General features: G+C 36.6%; 23 protein-coding genes and 3 pseudogenes. 16 read left to right on the forward strand and 10 right to left on the reverse strand.

Annotated elements, in window-relative coordinates:
- The first annotated feature begins 1 nt into the window (after window position 1).
- Both D1866_RS08505 and D1866_RS08510 read left to right on the forward strand, forming a co-directional pair.
- A complete protein-coding gene (locus tag D1866_RS08505) occupies window positions 2-931 on the forward strand; it encodes an ABC transporter ATP-binding protein (protein ID WP_152943071.1) in 930 nt (309 codons plus the stop codon).
- Window positions 928-2,574 (forward strand): ABC transporter permease, encoded by a 1,647-nt coding sequence (locus D1866_RS08510; protein ID WP_152943069.1) that lies wholly within the window; start codon window positions 928-930, stop codon window positions 2,572-2,574. Before D1866_RS08505 ends, D1866_RS08510 begins: the two co-directional genes overlap by 4 nt.
- Here D1866_RS08510 and D1866_RS08515 read toward each other — a convergent pair.
- Entirely contained in the window at window positions 2,560-3,276 is a 717-nt protein-coding gene (locus D1866_RS08515) for a hypothetical protein (protein ID WP_152943067.1), read from the reverse strand. The genes D1866_RS08510 and D1866_RS08515 overlap by 15 nt on opposite strands.
- Window positions 3,277-3,345: 69 nt before the next feature.
- Here D1866_RS08515 and panB point away from each other — a divergent pair, with 69 nt between their 5' ends.
- From panB to D1866_RS08565, 10 genes and pseudogenes are all read left to right on the forward strand, one after another.
- Window positions 3,346-4,140 carry a 3-methyl-2-oxobutanoate hydroxymethyltransferase gene (gene panB / locus D1866_RS08520; RefSeq protein WP_152943065.1) on the forward strand — a complete coding sequence of 265 codons (795 nt, stop codon included), beginning with the start codon at window positions 3,346-3,348 and terminating at the stop codon, window positions 4,138-4,140.
- Between the two features lie 306 nt (window positions 4,141-4,446).
- Window positions 4,447-4,929 carry a PaREP1 family protein gene (locus tag D1866_RS08525; protein ID WP_152943063.1) on the forward strand — a complete coding sequence of 161 codons (483 nt, stop codon included), beginning with the start codon at window positions 4,447-4,449 and terminating at the stop codon, window positions 4,927-4,929.
- A 232-nt stretch (window positions 4,930-5,161) separates the two neighbouring features.
- Window positions 5,162-5,389, forward strand: a complete 228-nt coding sequence (locus D1866_RS08530) for a hypothetical protein (RefSeq protein ID WP_155861131.1) — start codon at window positions 5,162-5,164, stop codon at window positions 5,387-5,389.
- 58 nt (window positions 5,390-5,447) lie between these two features.
- Entirely contained in the window at window positions 5,448-5,681 is a 234-nt protein-coding gene (locus tag D1866_RS08535; RefSeq protein ID WP_152943059.1) for a hypothetical protein, read from the forward strand.
- Window positions 5,682-5,705: 24 nt separating this feature from the next.
- Window positions 5,706-6,077, forward strand: coding sequence for a HEPN domain-containing protein (locus D1866_RS08540; RefSeq protein WP_152943056.1), 372 nt, complete (start codon window positions 5,706-5,708; stop codon window positions 6,075-6,077).
- A 231-nt stretch (window positions 6,078-6,308) separates the two neighbouring features.
- Window positions 6,309-6,515, forward strand: a complete 207-nt coding sequence (locus tag D1866_RS08545; protein WP_152943054.1) for an ATP-binding protein — start codon at window positions 6,309-6,311, stop codon at window positions 6,513-6,515.
- Between the two features lie 300 nt (window positions 6,516-6,815).
- Complete coding sequence (locus D1866_RS08550; protein ID WP_152943052.1) at window positions 6,816-7,040, forward strand: hypothetical protein; 225 nt, start codon at window positions 6,816-6,818, stop codon at window positions 7,038-7,040.
- Window positions 7,041-7,231: 191 nt separating this feature from the next.
- Window positions 7,232-8,365: an MFS transporter gene (locus D1866_RS08555; RefSeq protein ID WP_152943050.1), complete on the forward strand. Its 1,134-nt coding sequence runs from the start codon at window positions 7,232-7,234 to the stop codon at window positions 8,363-8,365.
- Between the two features lie 109 nt (window positions 8,366-8,474).
- Window positions 8,475-9,058 (forward strand): annotated as a pseudogene (locus D1866_RS08560) (IS607 family transposase).
- A pseudogene (locus D1866_RS08565) lies at window positions 9,036-10,325 on the forward strand (RNA-guided endonuclease InsQ/TnpB family protein). Before D1866_RS08560 ends, D1866_RS08565 begins: the two co-directional pseudogenes overlap by 23 nt.
- Here D1866_RS08565 and D1866_RS08570 read toward each other — a convergent pair.
- Window positions 10,309-10,728, reverse strand: coding sequence for a nucleotidyltransferase family protein (locus D1866_RS08570; RefSeq protein WP_155861132.1), 420 nt, complete (start codon window positions 10,726-10,728; stop codon window positions 10,309-10,311). The pseudogene D1866_RS08565 and the gene D1866_RS08570 sit on opposite strands and share 17 nt — an antisense overlap.
- Before the next feature lie 149 nt (window positions 10,729-10,877).
- On the opposite strand from D1866_RS08570, the gene D1866_RS08575 reads away from it, so the two are divergent.
- Together D1866_RS08575 and D1866_RS08580 are read left to right on the forward strand one after the other, a co-directional pair.
- Complete coding sequence (locus D1866_RS08575) at window positions 10,878-12,287, forward strand: MFS transporter (RefSeq protein WP_152939094.1); 1,410 nt, start codon at window positions 10,878-10,880, stop codon at window positions 12,285-12,287.
- Window positions 12,288-12,398: 111 nt separating this feature from the next.
- Entirely contained in the window at window positions 12,399-13,067 is a 669-nt protein-coding gene (locus D1866_RS08580) for an MFS transporter (protein WP_155861133.1), read from the forward strand.
- Window positions 13,068-13,107: 40 nt separating this feature from the next.
- Here D1866_RS08580 and D1866_RS08585 read toward each other — a convergent pair whose 3' ends face one another.
- The 5 genes and pseudogenes from D1866_RS08585 to D1866_RS08605 form a co-directional block, all read right to left on the reverse strand.
- Window positions 13,108-13,638 carry a class I SAM-dependent methyltransferase gene (locus tag D1866_RS08585; RefSeq protein WP_152939098.1) on the reverse strand — a complete coding sequence of 177 codons (531 nt, stop codon included), beginning with the start codon at window positions 13,636-13,638 and terminating at the stop codon, window positions 13,108-13,110.
- 30 nt (window positions 13,639-13,668) lie between these two features.
- Window positions 13,669-14,943, reverse strand: a complete 1,275-nt coding sequence (locus D1866_RS08590; protein ID WP_155861134.1) for an APC family permease — start codon at window positions 14,941-14,943, stop codon at window positions 13,669-13,671.
- 31 nt (window positions 14,944-14,974) lie between these two features.
- A complete protein-coding gene (locus tag D1866_RS08595) occupies window positions 14,975-15,283 on the reverse strand; it encodes a nucleotidyltransferase domain-containing protein (RefSeq protein ID WP_152939100.1) in 309 nt (102 codons plus the stop codon).
- Window positions 15,243-15,646: pseudogene (locus D1866_RS13495) on the reverse strand (HEPN domain-containing protein). The gene D1866_RS08595 and the pseudogene D1866_RS13495 overlap by 41 nt, the downstream one beginning before the upstream one ends.
- A gap of 107 nt (window positions 15,647-15,753) precedes the next feature.
- Complete coding sequence (locus tag D1866_RS08605; RefSeq protein ID WP_152939102.1) at window positions 15,754-15,984, reverse strand: AbrB/MazE/SpoVT family DNA-binding domain-containing protein; 231 nt, start codon at window positions 15,982-15,984, stop codon at window positions 15,754-15,756.
- Window positions 15,985-16,315: 331 nt separating this feature from the next.
- Here D1866_RS08605 and D1866_RS08610 point away from each other — a divergent pair, with 331 nt between their 5' ends.
- A complete protein-coding gene (locus D1866_RS08610; RefSeq protein WP_152939104.1) occupies window positions 16,316-17,803 on the forward strand; it encodes a D-glyceraldehyde dehydrogenase in 1,488 nt (495 codons plus the stop codon).
- 44 nt (window positions 17,804-17,847) lie between these two features.
- On the opposite strand, the gene D1866_RS08615 is transcribed toward D1866_RS08610, so the two are convergent.
- The 3 genes from D1866_RS08615 to tfs4 all read right to left on the reverse strand — a co-directional run bounded on the left by D1866_RS08615 (window position 17,848) and on the right by tfs4 (window position 20,240).
- Window positions 17,848-19,386, reverse strand: coding sequence for an APC family permease (locus D1866_RS08615; RefSeq protein WP_152939107.1), 1,539 nt, complete (start codon window positions 19,384-19,386; stop codon window positions 17,848-17,850).
- 77 nt (window positions 19,387-19,463) lie between these two features.
- On the reverse strand, window positions 19,464-19,877 hold the full coding sequence (locus tag D1866_RS08620) for an SRPBCC family protein (RefSeq protein ID WP_152939110.1): 414 nt from the start codon (window positions 19,875-19,877) through the stop codon (window positions 19,464-19,466).
- Between the two features lie 99 nt (window positions 19,878-19,976).
- The gene (gene tfs4, locus D1866_RS08625) at window positions 19,977-20,240 is read right to left on the reverse strand and encodes a transcription factor S4 (RefSeq protein WP_013775085.1); all 264 of its coding nucleotides are present in this window, start codon (window positions 20,238-20,240) and stop codon (window positions 19,977-19,979) included.
- 94 nt (window positions 20,241-20,334) lie between these two features.
- On the opposite strand from tfs4, the gene D1866_RS08630 reads away from it, so the two are divergent.
- A complete protein-coding gene (locus tag D1866_RS08630) occupies window positions 20,335-20,700 on the forward strand; it encodes a DUF302 domain-containing protein (protein WP_152939112.1) in 366 nt (121 codons plus the stop codon).
- The last annotated feature ends 226 nt before the right edge of the window (window positions 20,701-20,926 follow it).

Here is a 20,926-nt window from a genome sequence, read left to right on the forward strand (position 1 = left end):
CATGAGCGTGGAACTTAAGGATGTAAGCAAGAAGTTCGGAAAGCTCTACGCCTTAAGTAAAATTAGCCTAAAGGTTGAAAAGGGAGAGTTTTTTGTAATTTTAGGCCCTTCTGGCTCTGGAAAGACCACGCTTTTAAGGTCTATTGCAGGTTTAGAAAAAATAGATGAAGGGAAAATTCTCATTGACGGGAGAGACGTAACTTCTTTGCCTCCTGGTAAGAGAGAAATATCGATGGTTTTTCAAAACTTTGCTCTCTACCCTAACAAAACTGTCTACGAAAATTTATCAATGCCAATAGAGAATTTAAAGGAAGATGAGAGGGAAAAGATAATAGAAGAAGTTTCAAAGAGGTTAGGCATTTCTCAACTGCTAGATAGATATCCTTCACAATTATCTGGGGGACAACAACAAAGAGTGGGTTTAGCTAGGGCACTTGTAAAGAGGTCAAAAGTATTCTTAATGGACGAACCTTTATCAAATTTAGACGCTCCGCAGAGGATTTCTGCTAGAAAGTTAATCAAGGAAATACAATTAGAAAATTCAATAACAACGCTTTACGTAACTCACGACCAAACAGAGGCAATGGCTTTGGCTGATAGAATAGCAATAATAGATCAAGGTAAAATCATACAAGTTGGGTCTCCAGAGGAAATTTATGAAAATCCCGTAAACGAATTTGTTGCCTCATTCTTTGGAAATCCTCCAATGAGTATTATACATGACGGAAAAGGAAAATTGGGAATAAGGGCTGAAGACGTAAAAATTGGTGAAGGAAACTATAAGGGTATAGTTAAGGACGTTGAATTTTGGGGAGATAGATATTTAATTTATATTTCCTTTAATAATGAAGAAATAAAGGCTTTTTCTAGTAAAAGATTGAAAATTGGCGAAGAAATAAATTTTGATTTCAAATATAAGGTGATACCTTGAAGTACTCTATTCCTTATTTAGGTTATATATTAGGATTTGGAATAATTCCCTTTGCGTTAACATTCGCATTTGTAGGCCTAAATGTCAAGACAGCTTTTCAAGGCATAAATTTAGTTCCTCTCAATGTAATAGTGTATAATACGTTCTTTTTCTCCTTCTTTACCGCATTATTTTCATCTATTATAGGCACATTCCTGGCTGTGGGAATAGATATAATAAGTAAAGGAAAAAGAGCATTAAGCTTACTTATAATGTTACCTTACACAATTCCTTTTACTTCTTCGGCCTTAATATGGACTATAAGCTTATACGGCGGTTACGGATGGTTTACTTATTTCCTTGGTTTAAAATTTGATCCTCTTTACATGAAGTGCACTGCATTATATGCAGTAACTTTAGTAAGTATATGGTCTTCAATTCCGATGCCTTTTCTGATAATGCTGTCAGCCCTTAGGTCTATTCCTTCTTATGTTAAGGAAGCTGCTGAAATAGATAACCTAAGCTTATCGGAATACTACTTTAGAGTAGCTTTGCCTATGGTAGGAAAGGCGTTCTGGTTATCTTTCCTTTTAGAGTTTATATTAGCCCTAGGTAACTTTGATTTACCTTACGTATTAACCTCTGGAGGACCGGGTTATGCAACTACTACTTTACCTTTATTAGTTTACGAGGAAATGTTCTCATACGATAACTTCTCTGGAGGTTCCTTAGCTGCTGCAATTTTAAGTATAATTGCAACAATTCCTTCAATAGCCCTTCTCTTCTTATTAAGGAGTAAAAGGACAGGGTGGGTTTCATTAAAGATAAGAATGCCTAACAAAGTTTTTAAAGGGATAATCTTCGCCTTTCTTGCTTTAATGTTATTTTTCCTAGATTTTCCAGTTTATTGGATGTTTTTAGTTGCATTTAGAAATTCCTCCTTAGACTTTCATTATCCGCCAATATTAATTCCAAAATGCTTGACGCCATCTTATTTCTCTTCTGCCTTAATTCAAGCAGTACCTTATTTAATATCAAGCGCAGTAGTAGCAATAACTGCGTCAATTTTTACAATATTTATAGCTTTACCATCAGCTTATGAAGTGTCAAAAGGAAAGCTAAAGTTCATTTTGCCGTTATCGATTTACCTTTATTCTTTACCTTCTACATCTTTTGTAATCCCGCTTTATGATTTCTTTTCCTCAGAAGGACTTCTTAATACTTGGTGGGCTTTAATACTCTCAACTCCAATATTTACTGCAACCTTTGCAGTATGGCTATTTTTCAACTTCTTCTTAAGTTTTCCAAAAAGTTATGAAGATGTTGCAGAAGTATTTTCAATAAGGAGAAAGATGACCAGAATAATAATGCCTTTGTCAAGGCCTGCCCTCTTCTCCGTATTTCTACTATCTTTCATATTCAATTGGCATCTGCTATTTTATCCATTAATATTCACCTCAACGCCCTACAATTACTCATTCCCACCACAAGGTGCACAAACAATAACAATATTTGCATTACTAGCTATAGGAGATGAAAGTATAAACTGGGGCCTATTAGCTTCTTCAGCGTTAGTCGCAGCATTACCAGTAATGGTAGTAACACTATTTGCCATAGACAGAATATTAAAAGGTAGTTACTCTGGAGGATTAAAGTTTATATAAAGAAGAGATGATTTGTGCCACTTTTAATGGACATAGATTAGGATATTCTACAACGTAACAGTATGGAGATGCTGGCGGAGGAGGCGGTGGTGGACCAGGAGGTGGAGGGGGTGGCGGAGGTTGAGCAGGACTGAGAGTAATATTAATTGACCAGAAGTACACGTAGTTTGCTTCACCTTCTTGTACTATAAACATTAGTAAAATATTTGCCCATGCAGTAGGGGGAGGAGGTTCATAAAAAGTCCAACATACATTAACAGAGTAATAATTGCATTGCGTAACGAAATAAAATGTCTTATTTAATGGCTTTGCCTTAGTAACTAGACATGCTTTATAAGTGTTTGCAAGTGAAGTAAACGTTAAAGAAATACAACAATAAGAAAGTTTTGGACCATTCTTCGATATATTATATATTATAGGAATTAGAAATACCTTAGATGACTTTGGTAAACAGATTGTACTAACGTTTTGGGAGTGCGGTGGAGGTGGTGGGTTATATTCGCAAATTTTTATAGAAACGTTATTGCCAGAATTCACAGAGGAACGAACATTTGCATTAGGTAGATGGTAAGTGTAAATTTTAATTATCTTGATAGTGTAAAATTGACTTTCACCGTGATAGTAATACAAAACATCGGAGTAAAAGATACCTGGCATTAAAAGGAGAATTAGTAATGCCAGTAATGCCGCTTTACTCTTCATTAAGCTTCCCTTAATAGATATTTAAACCCATTCTATAAATTATTTTACCACCTCGTTTAGTCTAGTTTTATGATAGAGAAAATAACCGTCAAGTCCTTCTTGAAAAAGAAGGAAAGAAAAGAAAAAATAACAATGTTAACAGCTTATGATTACCCTACTGCAAAGATAATTTCCCTCACTGAGCTAGACGGCATCTTGGTAGGGGACTCCTTGGCAATGGTAGTCCTTGGACTGGAAAATACGCTTAAGGTAGGTATGAAAGAAATGTTACATCATTTAGACGCTGTAGTTAGGGCTAAGCCTAGGCAATTAATAGTTGCAGATATGCCTTTCCTATCTTACGAAACAGGAGATGCAGTAAAAAATGCTGGGTTATTTGCAAAGCACGGTGCAGATGCAGTAAAACTTGAAGGCGGGGAAGAGTTTTCAGACGTAGTAAAGAAAATTGTGAGAGCTGGAATTCCAGTCATGGGCCACATAGGATTAACTCCTCAAAGGTTCTTGAGGTTAGGAGGATATAGGACAATAGGAAAGACTGAAAGTGAAGAAGAACAACTTTTAAGAGACGCAAAGGCTTTAGAAGAAGCAGGCGTTTTCTCAGTAGTTATAGAGAACGTATATTCATCAATTGCAAAGAGAATAACAGAGAGCTTATCGATACCAACTATATGCATAGGTGCAGGACCTTACTGTGATGGGCAAATTCTAGTTATTCACGACTTGTTAGGGTTGTCTGACTTTAAGCCCTACTTTGCTAAGGCTTACGTTGATTTAAAGGAAATAATAAGTAAAGCTATCTCAGAGTATGTAAGAGAAGTGAAAGAAGGAAAATTCCCATCGAAAGAGTATTATAAAGAGAAGTGAGTTAATATTTAGAAAGACAATAATATACTCAAGTTATTAAAAATAAGCTAAAAGTATCCCAAAGATCGGAATAATTAGGTTAAATTAATCGGTTCAGCTGCGTTTTTGCTATACCATACTACATACAACGATAATGGTGCTAGGGGTTATTCGAAAAGAGCTAGGGCAATAAGCTGTACTTGATAAAGGAGATGCTAAAGTTAATAAAAATAAGGAGTAAGGTTAAGAAAGATAAAAGGACAACAATAAGTAGGAGGAAAACAACATATGGAATTATTTATATCTTGAGACATAAGAACTAAATTTATGGAAGAATTGCCTAAACCTTGGTTTAATATGCAAGATTATAAAAAAGTAAGATTACTAGAGGCAAAATATGAAGCAGAAATTGCAAGGAGGTTTCTTGAAGAAGGGCTTTTACGTAATGCAGCAGGAAAAGTTTACCAAGCTTGGAAGGCACTAGTTGCGGCATTTGCAACTGATTATAGAGATAAGCTAATGCAAAAATTCAAAGGTGAGGTTAAAATAAGAGGCAATAAGAAAGTGCAAAAAGTGGATTGGATTATTGCGATAATGCCTAGTAGTCTTATAAAAGCTGTAGCACAAACAATAGGTGGAGATATTGACACTTACACAAACATAGCTTTACTTCTTCATCAATACCAATACAACGGTCCCGATTCTCAAGCAATATTAAGTCAGTATATTAATGATGAATCTGCCAAAGAAGATATTCTAAAACTGCTAAGCGTAATAGATAATATACTGAGTAAGGTATTAAATCAATGATTCATGAGAATTCCTAGTTTTCTAATTTATTATCGCAACAAAATACAATTCATGTATCCTATAAATTGCTTGCTTTTATCCTCTAAGCACTGACTTCCTCCCCGCCCTGGAAGGGCGAGGGTTCCCCTCCAGAGGGTTCATCGTTCCCACCATCGATTCGGGATTACATCTCTCATTTGGTGGGCAGTCGAGTGGCTCAGAGAACCACTCCCATTTGGGTAGGGGACTTTCATTGCTGAGCTCTAGTCCCTTGAAGGAAAAGGAAGATGATGGTTGCTCCTCCCTCAGTCCCATTAAGCCCTCAATCGAGCTGGGGAGGAGCGTCATTAGCGTCACTAAAAGATTTTTGAAAAAAGAAATATTTAAATATAAGGGGGCTATCCATCCCCGCCTCAGAGAGGCGAGGCTTTCCGCCCCCTTAACCCCTAACTATGTAAGAACCATAGCAATAAACTCATAGTGACCTTTTGGTTCAAAGTTGATCGAATTTAGCCATTGATAACAGTTTCCGATAAACCGTGAAATTTATATGCTTTAATGGTGGTGACAAATACAGTCACACCAGATGTGGATGGTTTTTCCCGAAAGGTGTGACGGTGTGCGGGTTTACCCGTGACTCTGTCGAAGCCCAAGGGCTAAGGATTGATATTAAATATTATGAAGCCCGAACCCCCACTTCACTAGTTACTCATGAACTTAAATTTGAAGATCCTCAGCCAGTAGTTATTACTTTTTTGATAGTAATTCTTTAAACACTGAAGGAGAATAAGGCGGTAATGGATAAATTCTTAGAGTTCCTAGAGGCCTCAATTGAGGAATTTAATAAGGGAAGATACAGGGTTTCATGCCTATTATGCCAAGTGTCTGCAGAGCTCCTAATTAGGTCGATATTTAATGAGCGAGGACTTAAACAGCCAATAGTACCTTCCCACGATATTAGGACGTTATTAGGAAGACTTAATGACGAGAGCCTTTACGATTTCATAAAAGAAAATAGGAAGGAACTTGACGTTGTAAGTAATTGTAGAAAAAATTCTCAGTATGGAGAAGTAAAGAAAGAGGAAGCCGAGGAATGCATAAAAATGGTTAAGCTTCTCCTTAAAGAGTTTAAAAATAATGATCTACTTAGGAAAAATTATACAATTTAGAATGAAATTATTATTCTTTAATCTAATACATTCTCCTAAAAATGAGTATAACTTGCAAACTTGAGAATATTATAATAGTGTATAAAAATAAAATTATTTGAAATATCTCATAATACTAGCATAAATATTATAAAAATAATTGATTTTTAATAAAAGCCATTGTAAAAGCTACTAATCATTAACTCCTATGTAAAAACCTTAAAGTTAAGATTCACATATTATAAGTAAGTTATGAAGCTAATTGCAAGAAATTTAGGCCCTATTCATTACGCTGACTTGGACTTTAACGATAAGGTAATTATAATAGGCCCGAATTCTTCTGGAAAGACATTTCTCTCAACTGCATTTTATATCCTTTACGGCCCCATTAACGTTTTGCCATTTATCCCTAAGAAGCTGACTCCTCCACGCCTTACAGAGGCGAGGGTTCCTCTGTGAGCGGTTCATCATTCCCACCATCGATTCGGATCTCATTTAGCAGTCAGGGTAGCCAGAGAGCCCCAGAGAGATCATTGCTGAGCTCTAGTCCCTTAAGAGATACTGGTTGCTCCTCCCTCAGTCCCATTCAGCAAGGAGCGTCGTTAGCGTCACTAAAAGATCTTTGAAAAAGAAAGATTAAACTTTTTTATAAGGGGGCTATCCATCTGGCGATGCTTCCCGCCCCCTTAACCCCCACTTTTTGTAAGACCAATAACAAAGCCTATAATTGAAATAAAGGAAAGCAAAAATGAACATAAAATGATTGAAGCAATTAGCAATGTGAAGAAAACTCTGGAAACAATTAAAGTTAATGTTGGACACGTAATACTGCTTTTCCACACTACCAACGAACTACAACAGTTCAGTCTAATGAAGAGAAATCTAGAATTGAAATACAAGGTAAATATCCGTCTAGTATCGTTAGATGATAACGTACCTAGTGAATTAAATGAAATTGTAGAATTAGCTAAACCTTTAGACTAATAATTTGCTACATGAAAGTTATAAATCGTGATCTTATTAAAGTGTCATATCCCTTACGAATCGTTTAAACTTCCTTTTTCTGAAAAAATCGAGCAAAGCTTAAGAGAAATTATTTTCCTCTAGCTTATCGTTAGTCTCATTTTCATGAAACAAAAGAAAAAGTTTAAAATGTATAAGCAGTAAAAACACACATGCTTACAAAAAAGCAGTTAGCCCTAATCTCCGTAGGTACGTCACTATCTTTCTGGGACATATTTAACGTACCTTACATAGAAAACGAGGCATCTGCACAACTAGGTTCTATTAACTCGACCTTAATCCTATCCGCAGAAATGATAGGATATTTTACTGGAGGAGCAATAAACGGGTTAATAGCGTCAAAGTACGGAAGAAAACTTGGAATAATTCTTTCAATGTTAATCATCTTCCTTGGTTCAACTATTGGATTTTTCTCAACGTCGTTTCTTCAGTTAGCTATTGCAGAATTCATCATAGGTTTCGGAATAGAAGGCGAGGTAGCAGTAGTCCCTGCATACGTCTCTGAAATGTCTTCGGCAAATTTCAGAGGAAGGGCAGTAGGTTTCACCACCCTAGGAGGGTTCTTAATGAGCCTTGTTGTAGGACCAGTAGCAGTAATTGCTGGAAGTAACTGGAGAATACTCTTCTTACCTTCTTTGATAATCTCAGCCTTCGCGCTCATTTTCAGAATTACACTTCCGGAATCAAAAATGTGGGAAGAGAAAAGGAGAGAGAAGATGGCCTGGGATAATACAGTCCTCCTCTTCCTAGCAATATGGTTTACAAGCTATTTTGCAGGCTACTCGCTCTTCAGTACTCCAGTCTTCTCATTACTTTCTAACAAGGGATTTTCCAACACTTCCCTCTATTTCACTTATATACTTTACGGAGATCCATTAGGAGTAACTTTAGCTTCCATATTAAACGATAAGTTGGAAAGGAAGTTCTCCTCCTCAGCTTCTAACTTATTAAGCGGAATAGCAATAATTTCAATGCCCCTACTTGGAGGAGTTTCACTTTTGATAGCAGGGTTTATAGCCATGTTCTTCCAAGGTTTTAAGTTCCCCACTATGTACGCTTACACAGCAGAAAACCTTGGTACTAAAATCAGATCGCTGGGCTACGGTATAGCTGATGGGATAGGACACTTAGGAGGAGCGGTTGGGCCAGTATTGTTTGCGTTGACTTACGGATACAACGTGGATTATTCATTTCTGCTGATAGGAATTGTTTCAATGCTTTCTGGGGTGATGCTATTAAAAGGTGCAAGAGTGAAAGGAAAGAGCCTTGAAGAAATCAAAGGATAAATTAAGTACGCATTCCTTTTTTAGTCTGAGAAAATTTAATCTTATGCCGTTGCCAACAGTTTCCAATAAACCGTGAAGTTTATATACTTTGTATGTAAAACTAATTACAATGCTAAAACCTAAAGAAGTCTGCCAACGCTTAGGAATATCATACCGCACTTTACAGAGCTACGTAAAGAAAGGATACATCAAACCAGTAATACTACAGAGTGGAAAGTGGAGGTTCAGAGAAGAAGACGTAGAAAAACTGATGGGTATTGTAAGAAGGAGGAAAGTGATACTTTATGCTAGGGTATCATCAAACGCACAAAAAGACGACTTGGTAAACCAATTAAAATACCTGCAAGAACAAGTAAAGGACTACGACCAAGTAATAACAGACGTGGGTTCTGGGTTAAACATGAAGAGAAAAGGATTCCTCAAATTATTAAGAATGATACTAAACAACGAAGTGTCGAAAGTAGTCATAGCTTACCCAGAAACACTGACAAGGTTTGGTTTCGAGATAATAGAGGAAGTGTGCAAAGCACATAATTGCGAAATAGTAGTTCTTAATATGGAAGACAAAACACCAGAACAAGAGTTGATAGAGGATTTGGTCTCCATACTTGTATCATTTAGCGGAAAACTCTACGGAATGAGGAGTCAAAATACGAAAAGGTGGAAAAGTGTGTCGAAGAACTTAAGAATTAAATCACTCCAACCAGAGGAGGAGTACATTTACCTAACTTACTCCTTGGAGAATGATAAGAAGGAGGAGACGAAAATATTATTAGAGAACTACAAGACACTACTGCAAAAAGCTTTAGACTGGTTATGGGAGAAGGTGAAGGTAGAGAGAAAAGAAGCGAAGAAAGGTAAGAAAGTATTTACGAAGGTTAAAATAACCTTGCCTAAGAAAAAGCAAGTATACAATACGCTAAGGGATGAGTTAGAGAATATCAACAACTTAGCTTCACACTATGTTGATAAGGCAATTAATGACGCTTACTCAATACTGGAAAGTTGGAGGAGGAGAGTCGAGAAGGGACAAGCGTCATTGAGTAAACCTAGATTGAAGAAGGTTTACGTTAGGATTAAGTCAACTCTTAGGAAGGTTGATGGCGAGAGAGTAAGGATTACAGTAAGACCTTACGAGTATATTACCTTCTCTTGGTCTCACACTTGGTTCTCTAAACGGGTTAAGGGGCTAGAACTAGGTGAGCCCGTGATAAAGGAGGATAAAGTGTACCTGCCATTTCGTTACAAGTTACCTTGGTTTACTCCCCTTGACTTTCTCTCTATTGATAGTAACCTCTATACTCTAGACGCATACGATGGAGAGAAGTTCGTCACGTTTTCCATCAAGGAGCTTTACAGTCTAAAATAGGGTATGAAATTAAAGAGGAGTAAAATACAGTCTTTTGCTTCAAAGCACGGTAGGAAGGGGAAGGAATTGATGAGAAAATATTCCCACCGTGAGAGGAACCGTGTGCTGGATTATGTTCACAAGTTCGTTAACAGTTTGCTGGAGATGTATCCTCTCACGTTGTTTGTTGTTGAGAAGTTGAATAAGCAAGAGATGTTTAGGGATGCTAACGACTCCCTTTCTAAAAAGATTTCTAAGACTGTGTGGAGGTCGATTCACCGTGTGCTAAAGTATAAGGCTCCTCTTTACGGTTCCTTCTTGAAGGAGGTTAACCCACACCTCACTTCCAAGTCCTGCCCCAGATGTGGATGGGTTTCCCGAAAGGTTGGCAGGACTTTTCATTGCGAGAGGTGTGGGTTCACTCTAGATAGACAATTAAACGCGTCATTAAATATTTACCTCAAGATGTGCGGGTTTCCCCACATCCGTGAAATACCGCGGGTGTGGGTTGGGGTTATCCCGCTAAAGGGGCGGAGGGGTAACGGGTTTCCCCGTGACTCTGATGAAGCCCAAGGGCTGAGAATTAGATACAATTTCATGAAAATTCAATGAAGCCCAAACCCCATTTTCTCATCACCGCCTTAACTTCCCTTCCCACCAAATCCAATTTTTTAGCATCTATTAAGAAGTCCTCACAAACTACTGCTCTTCTATGGGCTCTTGACCAATCTTCTTTATAAAGAATTAGACCGTAATTAAATATCTCATGAATTAAGTAACAACTGGTATTATCATCTATTGAAACAAGATCTATCTTTTCCGTATCTAAGTAATCTGAGAGATCCTTCCACAATTTCATGTACTCATCAAAGCTTAACCCTTTGAATTCTACTGCAATATCGATGTCGTTACCTTTTCCTTTCTTAGCCAGAGAACCGAATAACACAGCGTAATATATATTGTAATCCTTCCAATTGAATGCTTTCAGCTTATCTAAGTAATCTTGTAAGTCCACATATTATGATAATATGGAGAATTAAAAAGAGGTTCTATGAAAGTTTTCAATGGTCTTCTAAAGGCTTATCCGTCTGAACTGTAAAATAATAGTAGTATGATACCGAATTATTAGTTAACCTTAAATTAACTTCTTTAACATTGTTAACTATGAACCAGAAAATTGTGCTCCTTGTTTTATCGTTAGGAACTTTAATGGCAGCAGTAGATACTACAATCGTACTTTTAGCGTTGCCAACTATTACCGATTGCTTACATACCAACCTATTCTCATCAATATGGGTGTTATTAGCGTATTTAATAGTCCTGGCAGTACTATCTACTCAAGCAGGAAGGATAGGAGACTTAATAGGAAGAGGTAAAATTTACAATTCTGGGTTTATTTTATTCACATTAGCCTCAGCATTGGCTGGAATTTCCCCTAACGTTTGTTTATTAATTTCCTTCAGAGTTATTCAAGCAATAGGTGGAGCTTTGCTTACCTCAAACTCCTATGCGATAATTGCAGACGTTTTTCCTCCTAACTCTAGGGGTAAAGCTTACGGAATAACCGCACTTGGGTGGAACGTAGGTGCTTTGTTAGGTATCGTCTTAGGAGGAGTATTAACTACCTTTTTCGGCTGGAGGTTCATATTTTACATTAATGTACCTATAGGTATAATTTCAGTAATTTTAGGCATAAGAGAAATAAGGGACTCTCGCGTTATAAAGAATAAGCTAGATATCACTGGTTCTGTCATATTAGGAGTGTCCTTGGCTTTAATTTCCGTTGGGTCAATGATGATAGCCGGGATAGGAGTAAACATTATGGACGTGGTAGAAATTATCCTCGGAATTGCTTTACTCCCGTTCTTTGTTATAAATGAAAGTAAAGTGCAATCACCAATAATAAATTTGAAATTGTTTAAAATAAGACTTTTATCATTTTCCCTATTAGCTAGCCTGTTTCAAGGAATAGGAGCTCTTTCAATTACATTCCTTTTAATAATGTACTTACAAGGAGTTAGAGGATTAACTCCTTTACAATCTTCATTACTTTTAACTCCTGGCTATGTTGTTGCCAGCGTATTGGCCCCCTTCATGGGAAGGATTGCCGACAAAGGAAGGCCGGGATTATTGGCAGGAATAGGTTTACTCTTCATTTTCGCATCCCTCATGCTCTATTATTTTATTCTAACGCCTTCTACTCCTTATTTCACGATATTAGGGATAACCGCAATAACCGGCATAGGCTCAGCAATGTTCTGGCCATCAAATGCTACTGCAGTCATGTTTTCTGCGCCTAAAGAATACTACGGTTCCGTATCAGGGGTTTCGAGGACTTTAGGCAGTATAGGGACTACCTTAAGTTACGTTATGAGTATTACTGTAGCAACTTTAGTAATTCCAAGGCAGGTCGCCTTTGAAATTTTCCTCGGAACTAACGTTTTGGACGATGACGTAAGTAATGCCTTTGTTAACGGATTGCATTTTGCGTTTTTGATTTCTGCAACAATCATAATCGTAGCGGCATTATTTTCAGTTTTAGGCGGTTCGACAAACGTGAAGAGATCTTATTAGATCATTTATTTTTACTTCTTCTTTTAGTATTATGTTAGTAATTCTCTTCATTCAATTTAGTTTTTGGCTAAACGTAAATTTGAAAGATTATATAAACATTTTTAGAAGTATATATCTAACGACGTAAATACAGTATTCAAGAAATACCCCAAGAGAGCAATCTTAGGTCTGTGGCTAATGGCAGGGCAGGCTTTCCTTTATAACGCAATATTCTTTACTTATGCATTAATACTAGGCAAATTCTACGGTGTTCCTGCAGATCAAATAGGCCTTTATATATTTCCTTTTGCAATAGGTAACTTCTTTGGTCCTCTATTACTAGGAAAGCTATTTGACACATTAGGAAAGAAGACGATGATATCATTAACTTATATACTATCAGGAGGGCTTCTTCCCTTCACTGGCTACTTATTCTATCTAGGAGTATTGAGCGCATTAACTCAAACTATAGCTTGGGTAATAATATTCTTCTTCGCCTCAGCAGGAGCAAGCTCAGCTTATTTGACTGTTAGCGAAGTATTTCCTTTAGAAATTAGGGCAATGGCAATTGCAGTATTTTATGCAATAGGGACAGGAATAGGAGGAGTAATGGCTCCTTCAGTCTTCGGTGCATTAATTGGCTCCGGTTTGCCGATAAACCTATTCTATGGTTACCTATTAGGAGCAGGATTAATGGCAGTTGCTGGAGTAGTAGAACTATTTTACGGTGTTAATGCTGAAAGGAAGAGCTTAGAGGAAGTCGCAAGACCATTAACGGAAGTTGAAGAAATTAGAGAATAAAAAGAAAGCAAGAAAGGCGTTACATAAATTTTACTTTTTATTATTTCTTCTCTTTTCTTTTTAATACTAATCCAAAATGATAAGGACCGGCTTCAAATTCTTTTTCTAGTTCGAAATCTGGTGAAAAGAAATTGACATAATCTTCTTTACTCATCCTTACGCTCTTAGGCGGTCCGAAGTTAGCGTCTTTCTTCCAGTCTACTATTATAACCTCACCTTCAGGCTTAAGAATTCTCTTAACTTCCTCGTAAACTTTTTTCTTATCCCTCATATCGTGGAAAGAGTTTGCAAATAAAACTTGGTCTACGGAAGAGGAAGGAATAGACGTTTTACAAGCGTCTTCATTAAGGAATATTGCGCCTTTTGCCATTTCCTTAGCAATCTCTAGAAGTTCCTTATTCCTATCTACACAGTAAACTTTTTCTGCATACTTAACCAAGAACTGACAATAATATCCGGGGCCACAACCTAACTCTGCGACAACACCGTGGATAATAGAAGGAAGGAACTTTTCCGGGTCTTCTATCTTCTTCCTCTCTGGATTTAGATTGTGGGTAACAAATTTATCCATAAAGTACTTTCTCTTCCAAATTTAAAAATGTTATTCTAATTTGCCGTGAGGACTTAATCTTTTTCCTTTCTCTATTACGTTTATCTGAACGTGAACTTCATGAAGCAACAGTCCAACGATTAGTGAAACTGCACCAAGCATTAAACTTTCTTTACCTAAGGAGATGATAACTACCAAGGAGAGGATCACGGAAATTGTTTGAAGAGCAGGATATGCTGGCGCTGAAAACTTTCCATACATTCCTCTTCTCCTAGAAATAATTACTGCTGTTGCAGTAGTAATGTATGAAAATACGGTACCAAAGTTAGAAACTAAACCTATTACTTCCACATTACCTAAACCTAGAGAGGAAATCATTATTCCTAGAACAACTACTGAGGAAAGAAGATCTTTAGAAAATCGTCTAGGTATTAAATTATCTTCCGCCATTTGCTTTAACGTCCTAACTGTTGCTATTATAGTTGATAAAGTAACAGTTACTGTAGCAATTACCGCAGTGGACGAAATTAATATAACTACGTAGGTAGGGGCGTGAATTTCTTGGAGGGCAAAAGATAAAGGATTACCTTGAGTGCCGTAAACTTGCCAAGGTAATACGTAAAGCATTGAAAATACTACCAAGATGTAAAGTATAGAGGTTATGATCAAGGAAAGGATTATTGCTTTTGGAACTTTCCTTTCTCCGTCCTCGACGTCAGGAGTTAAAGTTGCTATAGTGTTAAATCCTGAGTAGGCAAAGAAAGCTAAAGAAGCTCCAGAAAGTATACCTTGAATTCCGTGAGGAGCTATTGGAGTAAAATGGGAAGGAGTAAATTTACCTACAAGAAGGGAAAATGAAATGAAAGAGACAAGTCCTATTATGTTTATAATAACTAGAGCAGTTTCAATTTCTGATGCTAATTTTAATCCTGCCAAGTAAATTAAACCTAGGGCTATTATTAGAGCTCCTGCAATTACATAATCAAGGGAAGGAAAAGGTAAATAACTTGCGAAACCTAGAGCTGTTGCTGCTCCAGAGATAGAATAGGAGATCATCCTCATCCATCCAACTAGAAAGCCTACAGTATCCCCCATAGTCAGCTTTGCAAAGGAATAAACTCCACCCTCAGTGTTAGGGAATTTTGACGCTAACTCAGCACTGTTTAATCCTATGCTCATAGCCAGTAATCCCGTAATTATGAAGGAAAGTAAAGCTCCTGGCCCCGCTAAGTAAATTATGCTTCCAGCCATTACGAATATTCCTGCTCCTATAATATTTCCCAAACCTATTGCCGTAGCCTCAAGTAAGTTAAGTTTTCTTTTCACACTAAGAGAAGCACAGTCTTATCTTAAAAAATTAGAATTCATTAAAATCGTCAACCACAACCAGGTGAGGCGAAGAAAGTACGTTCCTAACTATCCAAAAATCCTTATTTTTATAACAAACTAATTGATAATCCAGCTTTACTCCGTTAAGTTCTTCGCCGAAAGAGTAAAGAATTCTTAGTCCGTTCCTGCCTAAGCATCTTTCGCTAATTATTAAAACGTCTAGGTCGCTTGCTGGGTAATAATTTCCCTTAATCCTGCTACCGTGAAGGATGATAGCCACTTTTCCAAAGGTAGGCCTAATCTTTTCCGCTAATTGAACGAAGAAGCTCTTCTCCAAATTTTATCACCATCATTGCTGTATTTAAGCATTCCTCAGCATCTTCTTTTGTGTAGGAGTATGACAAGTTATACCTTGAGAGTAGATATTCGTTACTTATATCTTTTAATTTATCCCTATTATTCCTTACAAATTCTTCAATAATCTCAAGATCCCCTCTTTTTAACTTTATATAGCTTAGAATTTCTCTAACATCGTAACTGCAGGAAAACTTCCAACCAATGAAATACTAACCCCCTTGATGTATAATTCTGCTGAAAGGCTTGAAAGAAAGCACGCCTCAGAATAAAATAGCGAAATCTTAGCCAATTCCAGGTACCTCCTTGCCTTCTCCATTAGTTCATTAGCCTCGCTATAAACCATGAGATAGTTTATAGTATGAAGAATTTAAACAGTACGCAAACTAAGCCTTAATTCTATTGTTTATACTTTTGAGAGTTCTTAAAGGTAGAATGAAACAAACGTTAATATCAACTATTATTGTTATTTAATGCTTCCTCAATTGAGTTATCTATATCTTCTTGCGTTATGGTTCTGTTAAACCTTACAGTAGTCCATTTTCTCCTATAGGGTTTAACTATTATAATACCTTCCTTTTCGTCTAAAGTGCTATCGACAAAATCACCTTCTTTAATGCCTAATTTTTCTCTCACCTCTAACGGTATAGTAATTTGAAAGTTACTAGTAACCTTTATTTTCATAGTAAAGAATTAATACTATTAGTAGAATATAAATATTTACTGCATTTAAAACGTCTAATGTATTTATTACTGATTTCGTCGAGTCTACGGTTTGAGTACGATTACTTTTATTGAGAAGGCCTTAAAAATCTCTCCTTCACCATATCATATGCTATTTGATCCAAGTTCATGAGTATTAATTAAAATCAATTGTTTCTAACTACTCTTAAAATAGACGTGAAAGTTTAAAAATATCTTAACGTTACAGAGTCTAGCAAATTAACAACGTTAATCTCAAGTTTAATTGATTAAAGATGGCATTATTTTTAAAGTTGGAAGTCGAAATCAATATATGGAGAAAATTCAAGAGTTATTCATTAACGGAGAATGGGTTAAGCCTTCTTCCGAAGAATACCTAAATAAATACAATCCTTCTACAGGAGAACTTTACGGAAAATTTGCCGCCGCATCAAAAGAAGACGTAGATAGAGCTGTAGACGCAGCATATGATGCACAGAAGAAATGGGAGAAATTAACTTCAGTTGAGAGGAGTAAATATCTCTACAGATTAATTGACCTAATAAGACAGGACAGAGAGAGCTTAGAAAACCTATTAATGGACGAAGTAGGAAAACCTAGAAAAGAGGCAGTACAAGAAGTTGATGGAGTTTTAGATCAGTTACAGTATTATGCAGAGTTTGCCAGAAAAATTACCGGTGACGTTGTTGAGGGAACAAAGCCTGAGAGAGTTATATTCCAGTATAAGGTTCCCTACGGCGTAGTCCTTGCCATAACTCCATGGAACTTCCCAGCTGCAATGATAGCTAGAAAAATTGGTCCTGCATTAATTACTGGAAATACTGTAGTTCTAAAGCCTAGCTCAGATACTCCCTTTGTAGCAGGTTGGATAGTTGAGAAAGTAAGACAAGCAGGATTTCCTCCTGGAACTGTTAACCTAATAACCGGCAAAGGAAGCGTTATAGGAGATTACATGACTTCTCACAAGAAAATCTCAGTAATAACCTTGACCGGAGAATCAAGGACTGGAGTTCAAGTAATGAAGTCTGCCTCCTCAATTATGGCTAAATTAATCCTTGAGTTAGGAGGAAAAGCCCCATTCATCGTATGGAAGGATGCTGATTTAGAATTAGCTGCAAAAGTACTTATGTGGGCAAAGTACTGGAACGCCGGCCAATCGTGCATTGCGGCAGAGAGGCTTTACGTTCATGAAGACGTTTACGATAAATTCCTCAATTTATTCATAGAGAAGACCAAGACTCTAAAGATAGGTGAGCCTAGAACCAGTGATATGGGTCCGCTAATAAATGATCAACAATTAAAGAAAGTTTCTGGCTTCGTTGAAGAGGCAGTAAATCAAGGAGCAAAGATATTATACGGCGGAGGTAAACCACAGTTACCTGAAAGGTATTCTAAAGGTTTCTTCTACATGCCTACAATATTAACTGACGTAAGACAGGATATGAGGATATTTAGAGAAGAAATATTTGGCCCAGTAATTGGTGCAATGAAAGTCGGAGACGACTTTGATGAAGTTATAGAATTAGCAAACGATTCAGACTACGGCTTAGCTTCCTACTTATTTACAAAGGACGTTAGCCTAGCTATGAAAGCTGCTAGGGAAATAAAGTTTGGAGAGCTTTACATTAACATGCCAGGACCGGAGGCAACTCAAGGTTATCACACAGGATTTAGAATGTCTGGCCAAGCTGGAGAGAACTCAAGATATGGAGTTGAAGAGTACGTTAAGGTAAAGAACGTATATATAGACTATAGTAAAGATCCTACGGCAGGAGAAGTAATTCCACCTTATACAGATTAAAAAAGACAATATCTTCTTCTTCTTTTTCCTTTAGTAAAAGATTTTTATTCTGGAGGTATTTCTTTGAAAGCTGCCGAAACGTCTATTCCTTCCCTCTTGTGCTTGTACCAAGAGGCGAAATATACTACGATTGCGAATGCGTATGCAGATACCACGAATGTTAAAGTTATCATGTTTACTCCACTAGACGTCATAAAGCCGAATAATGGATTAGTAGCTGCCTCATATGCTAAGTAAGATAAGTATCCTGCAGCGATTATTCCGGCTATCTGGAGTACTCTTTCTTTATTCTTAAATCCATACACTGCTCCTGCTAATACTCCAAAAAGTAAATAGACTGCGCCTAAAATTGTAGTTCCGTAAAGCGATGTGGCTGCAGAGACTGACATTACCGGTACTGCGAGTAGTATTAACGTTATTGTTAAATCTAATAAGTGAGCGTAAACTGGAGAGCCGTACTTATTTACTTCGGAAAACTTCTCCGGCAATACTCTATCGAAGGATAAGGCAAATACGTACCTAGAGAACATTACGACTCCATACGATAAAGTATAGAAGTTCCAGAGTATTACACCCAAGCCTATGATCCACTGTAATACTGGATTAACTGCTAAGGCAATAGCTACTGTCCAGAAGTTATAAATGAAAGTAGGATACGCTGAAATATTAAAGTTATATCCAGCAACGAGGTCCATCTCTAGGAATGCTCCAGTAACTAGTAAGAAAGTTAATAAAGACGCAATGATGATATTAAGTTTCGCAACCTTTTCCGCGTTCCTAAACTCTGCTGAAACTGCTGGTCCTGCGTTGATCCAAGGATATGTATATAACGCAAACATAGGTAAAAGTGCCAATGTTGCAAATATGCTGAAATCTGAAGGGAAGAAAACTTTGCTTGAGGTTGTTGGTATATTAAATGCTGAGGCAAAAGGAGCAATCTTAGTTGTAAAGTCTGAAGCATTAATGCCTATTACTATAATTCCTAGAATTAGAGAAAGGATCGAAAATAATCCTAAACCAGTAACCAGTTTATATCCCCATGATGCCTTCCTTATATTTAAGGCTATTACAATTCCGAAAAATAGTGCTGAAATTCCGTAAAATATTAACCTTTGATCTAAAGTTGGAGAACAATAAGGATTAACGAAAATGTGAGATGCTAAATACAGCAAAGAAGGATTTCCGTCTAACTTGCCAATTACGCAAAGTACTGCATTAACTGATGATGCAGAAAAGAACGCTATTATAGCGAAATATGCTGTACTTTGTATTAAATAAGATAATGCCAAAATTGAACCGAGTCTTCCATCAATGTTTCTAGTTATCCATACATAATCTCCTCCTGTTCTCCTAATTTTTAACGTCATTAGTGTGTAAACGATAATTTGAGGAATTGATAATACGAAAGCCAACACTGATGCTAGCCATAATACTCCTCCTTGAGTAACGTAAGGGGAAATAGACTCGAAGAGAGCTTCTCCTGCAGAGAGGTTTCCTAGATTGAGCATTATTGCATCAGTTAATGAAACATCTTTTATTAACCCAGAACTTTCACGAACGAAAATTTTACTTGAGCTAGCCATAATTAGGCGTAAAAAGAAAGACTTTTAAATTTTTCCGCCGTGATTTTTAAAAAGTATATAAAGGACTAAAAACGTAATTATGGAATACCGGATTTAGCTTCAGAAATTATCCTATCCAATGCGTGTTCAGTGCCTTGCTTAAAATGCTTTGCGTTCCAGCTCTCAGCTAAAGCTAACAAAAGGCTCATTTTAACTCTCCAGCTAGATATTATTTCATTCTCTTTAACTTCTACTATATTATAACCTTTTATAGGGCCAGAAAGATAATTAAACGTAAGTTTTCTATTTTCATCATCAACTATAAGCCTTATTCTACCCTTAGAAGGAAATGCAAACCTCACTACTCCTTCATAAATTCCTTCTGCAACTTTATTAACATGAAGTTCCCTAGTCCCTTTCCAATATTTAGGAATAGAATTTACGTCCTTTACTATATTCCAAACTGCTTGAGGAGAAACATCAAACTTCTTGCTTACGCTGAAGGTTATCATAAAGAATTAAAGTATTTCGCGAATAAAAACGTATTTATGAGTAAGAAACCTGTGAGGAAGCAAAGACCTTATAGGAGGATGCACTTCGGCAGGAAATGATTAAAATATATAACCGCAAGCCCTACACTTATATTTCTTCCCTATTTTAATTACTACAGCATTACCGCATCTAGGACACAAATTTAAGGCAACTCCTCCTTTAATCCTTCTTCCATCAGCTACTATAGTGACGTCCCTATCATGAGATTTCTTTTCTGTGAAAGTAATGTTTTCAACCCCTTCTTCTTTATACCCGCACTTAGGACAAACCATTGAATTTCCTTTAGGTTTCATGTAGGAACCGCATTTTGGACAAAATTTCATACGTTGATGTGGTCTAATTAATTAAAAGCTTTATCATTCAGAAAGCGATATGATCCTGGGAAAATTTTTAATTGCACGTTTCTTAAGTGAGAATATGATAATTAAAGAATGTAAATTTAGTTTTGAAGAATGCGAAAAAATAATAAAAGATAAAATAAAGGAGGTAGGTGAAATATTTGCTGAAATAGACCATTCTAAAAACGCTGAAAAGGTGGGACTTTCATTACCTAAAGATAAGGTCATAATATTCGGCAATCCTAGGGCAGGAACTTTATTAATGCAAGAGAAGATAGAGGTAAGTCTAGATCTTCCACTTAGGATAGCAATTTGGGAAAAGGATGGAAAAACGTTTATACAAACTAAGTTGCCTAGCGAAATAGCTAAAGAATACGGGATTACACATGAGATAATTAAGAAAATGGATAAGGCAGTATATTACGTAATTAGTTCAATAACCTAAAATTTTCACAACATTTAGTAGGTGTAATAATTTTTAATCATGTGGACGTTTCTTTATAGGTATATGCTTGTTATTAAATTGTTGATCTTTATAGTGATATTGGTAAAATAAGGAAAGACGGACTTTAGAGATGGATGAGAATAAATACAATTGGTGTATTATTCATTGCTACCTTAGTTCCGAGCTTTAATAATACTTAGCAGCGTTCCGTAAATATTTAGTAGTT

The organism is Acidianus ambivalens, from assembly GCF_009729015.1.
Classification (GTDB): Archaea; Thermoproteota; Thermoprotei_A; order Sulfolobales; family Sulfolobaceae; genus Acidianus; species Acidianus ambivalens.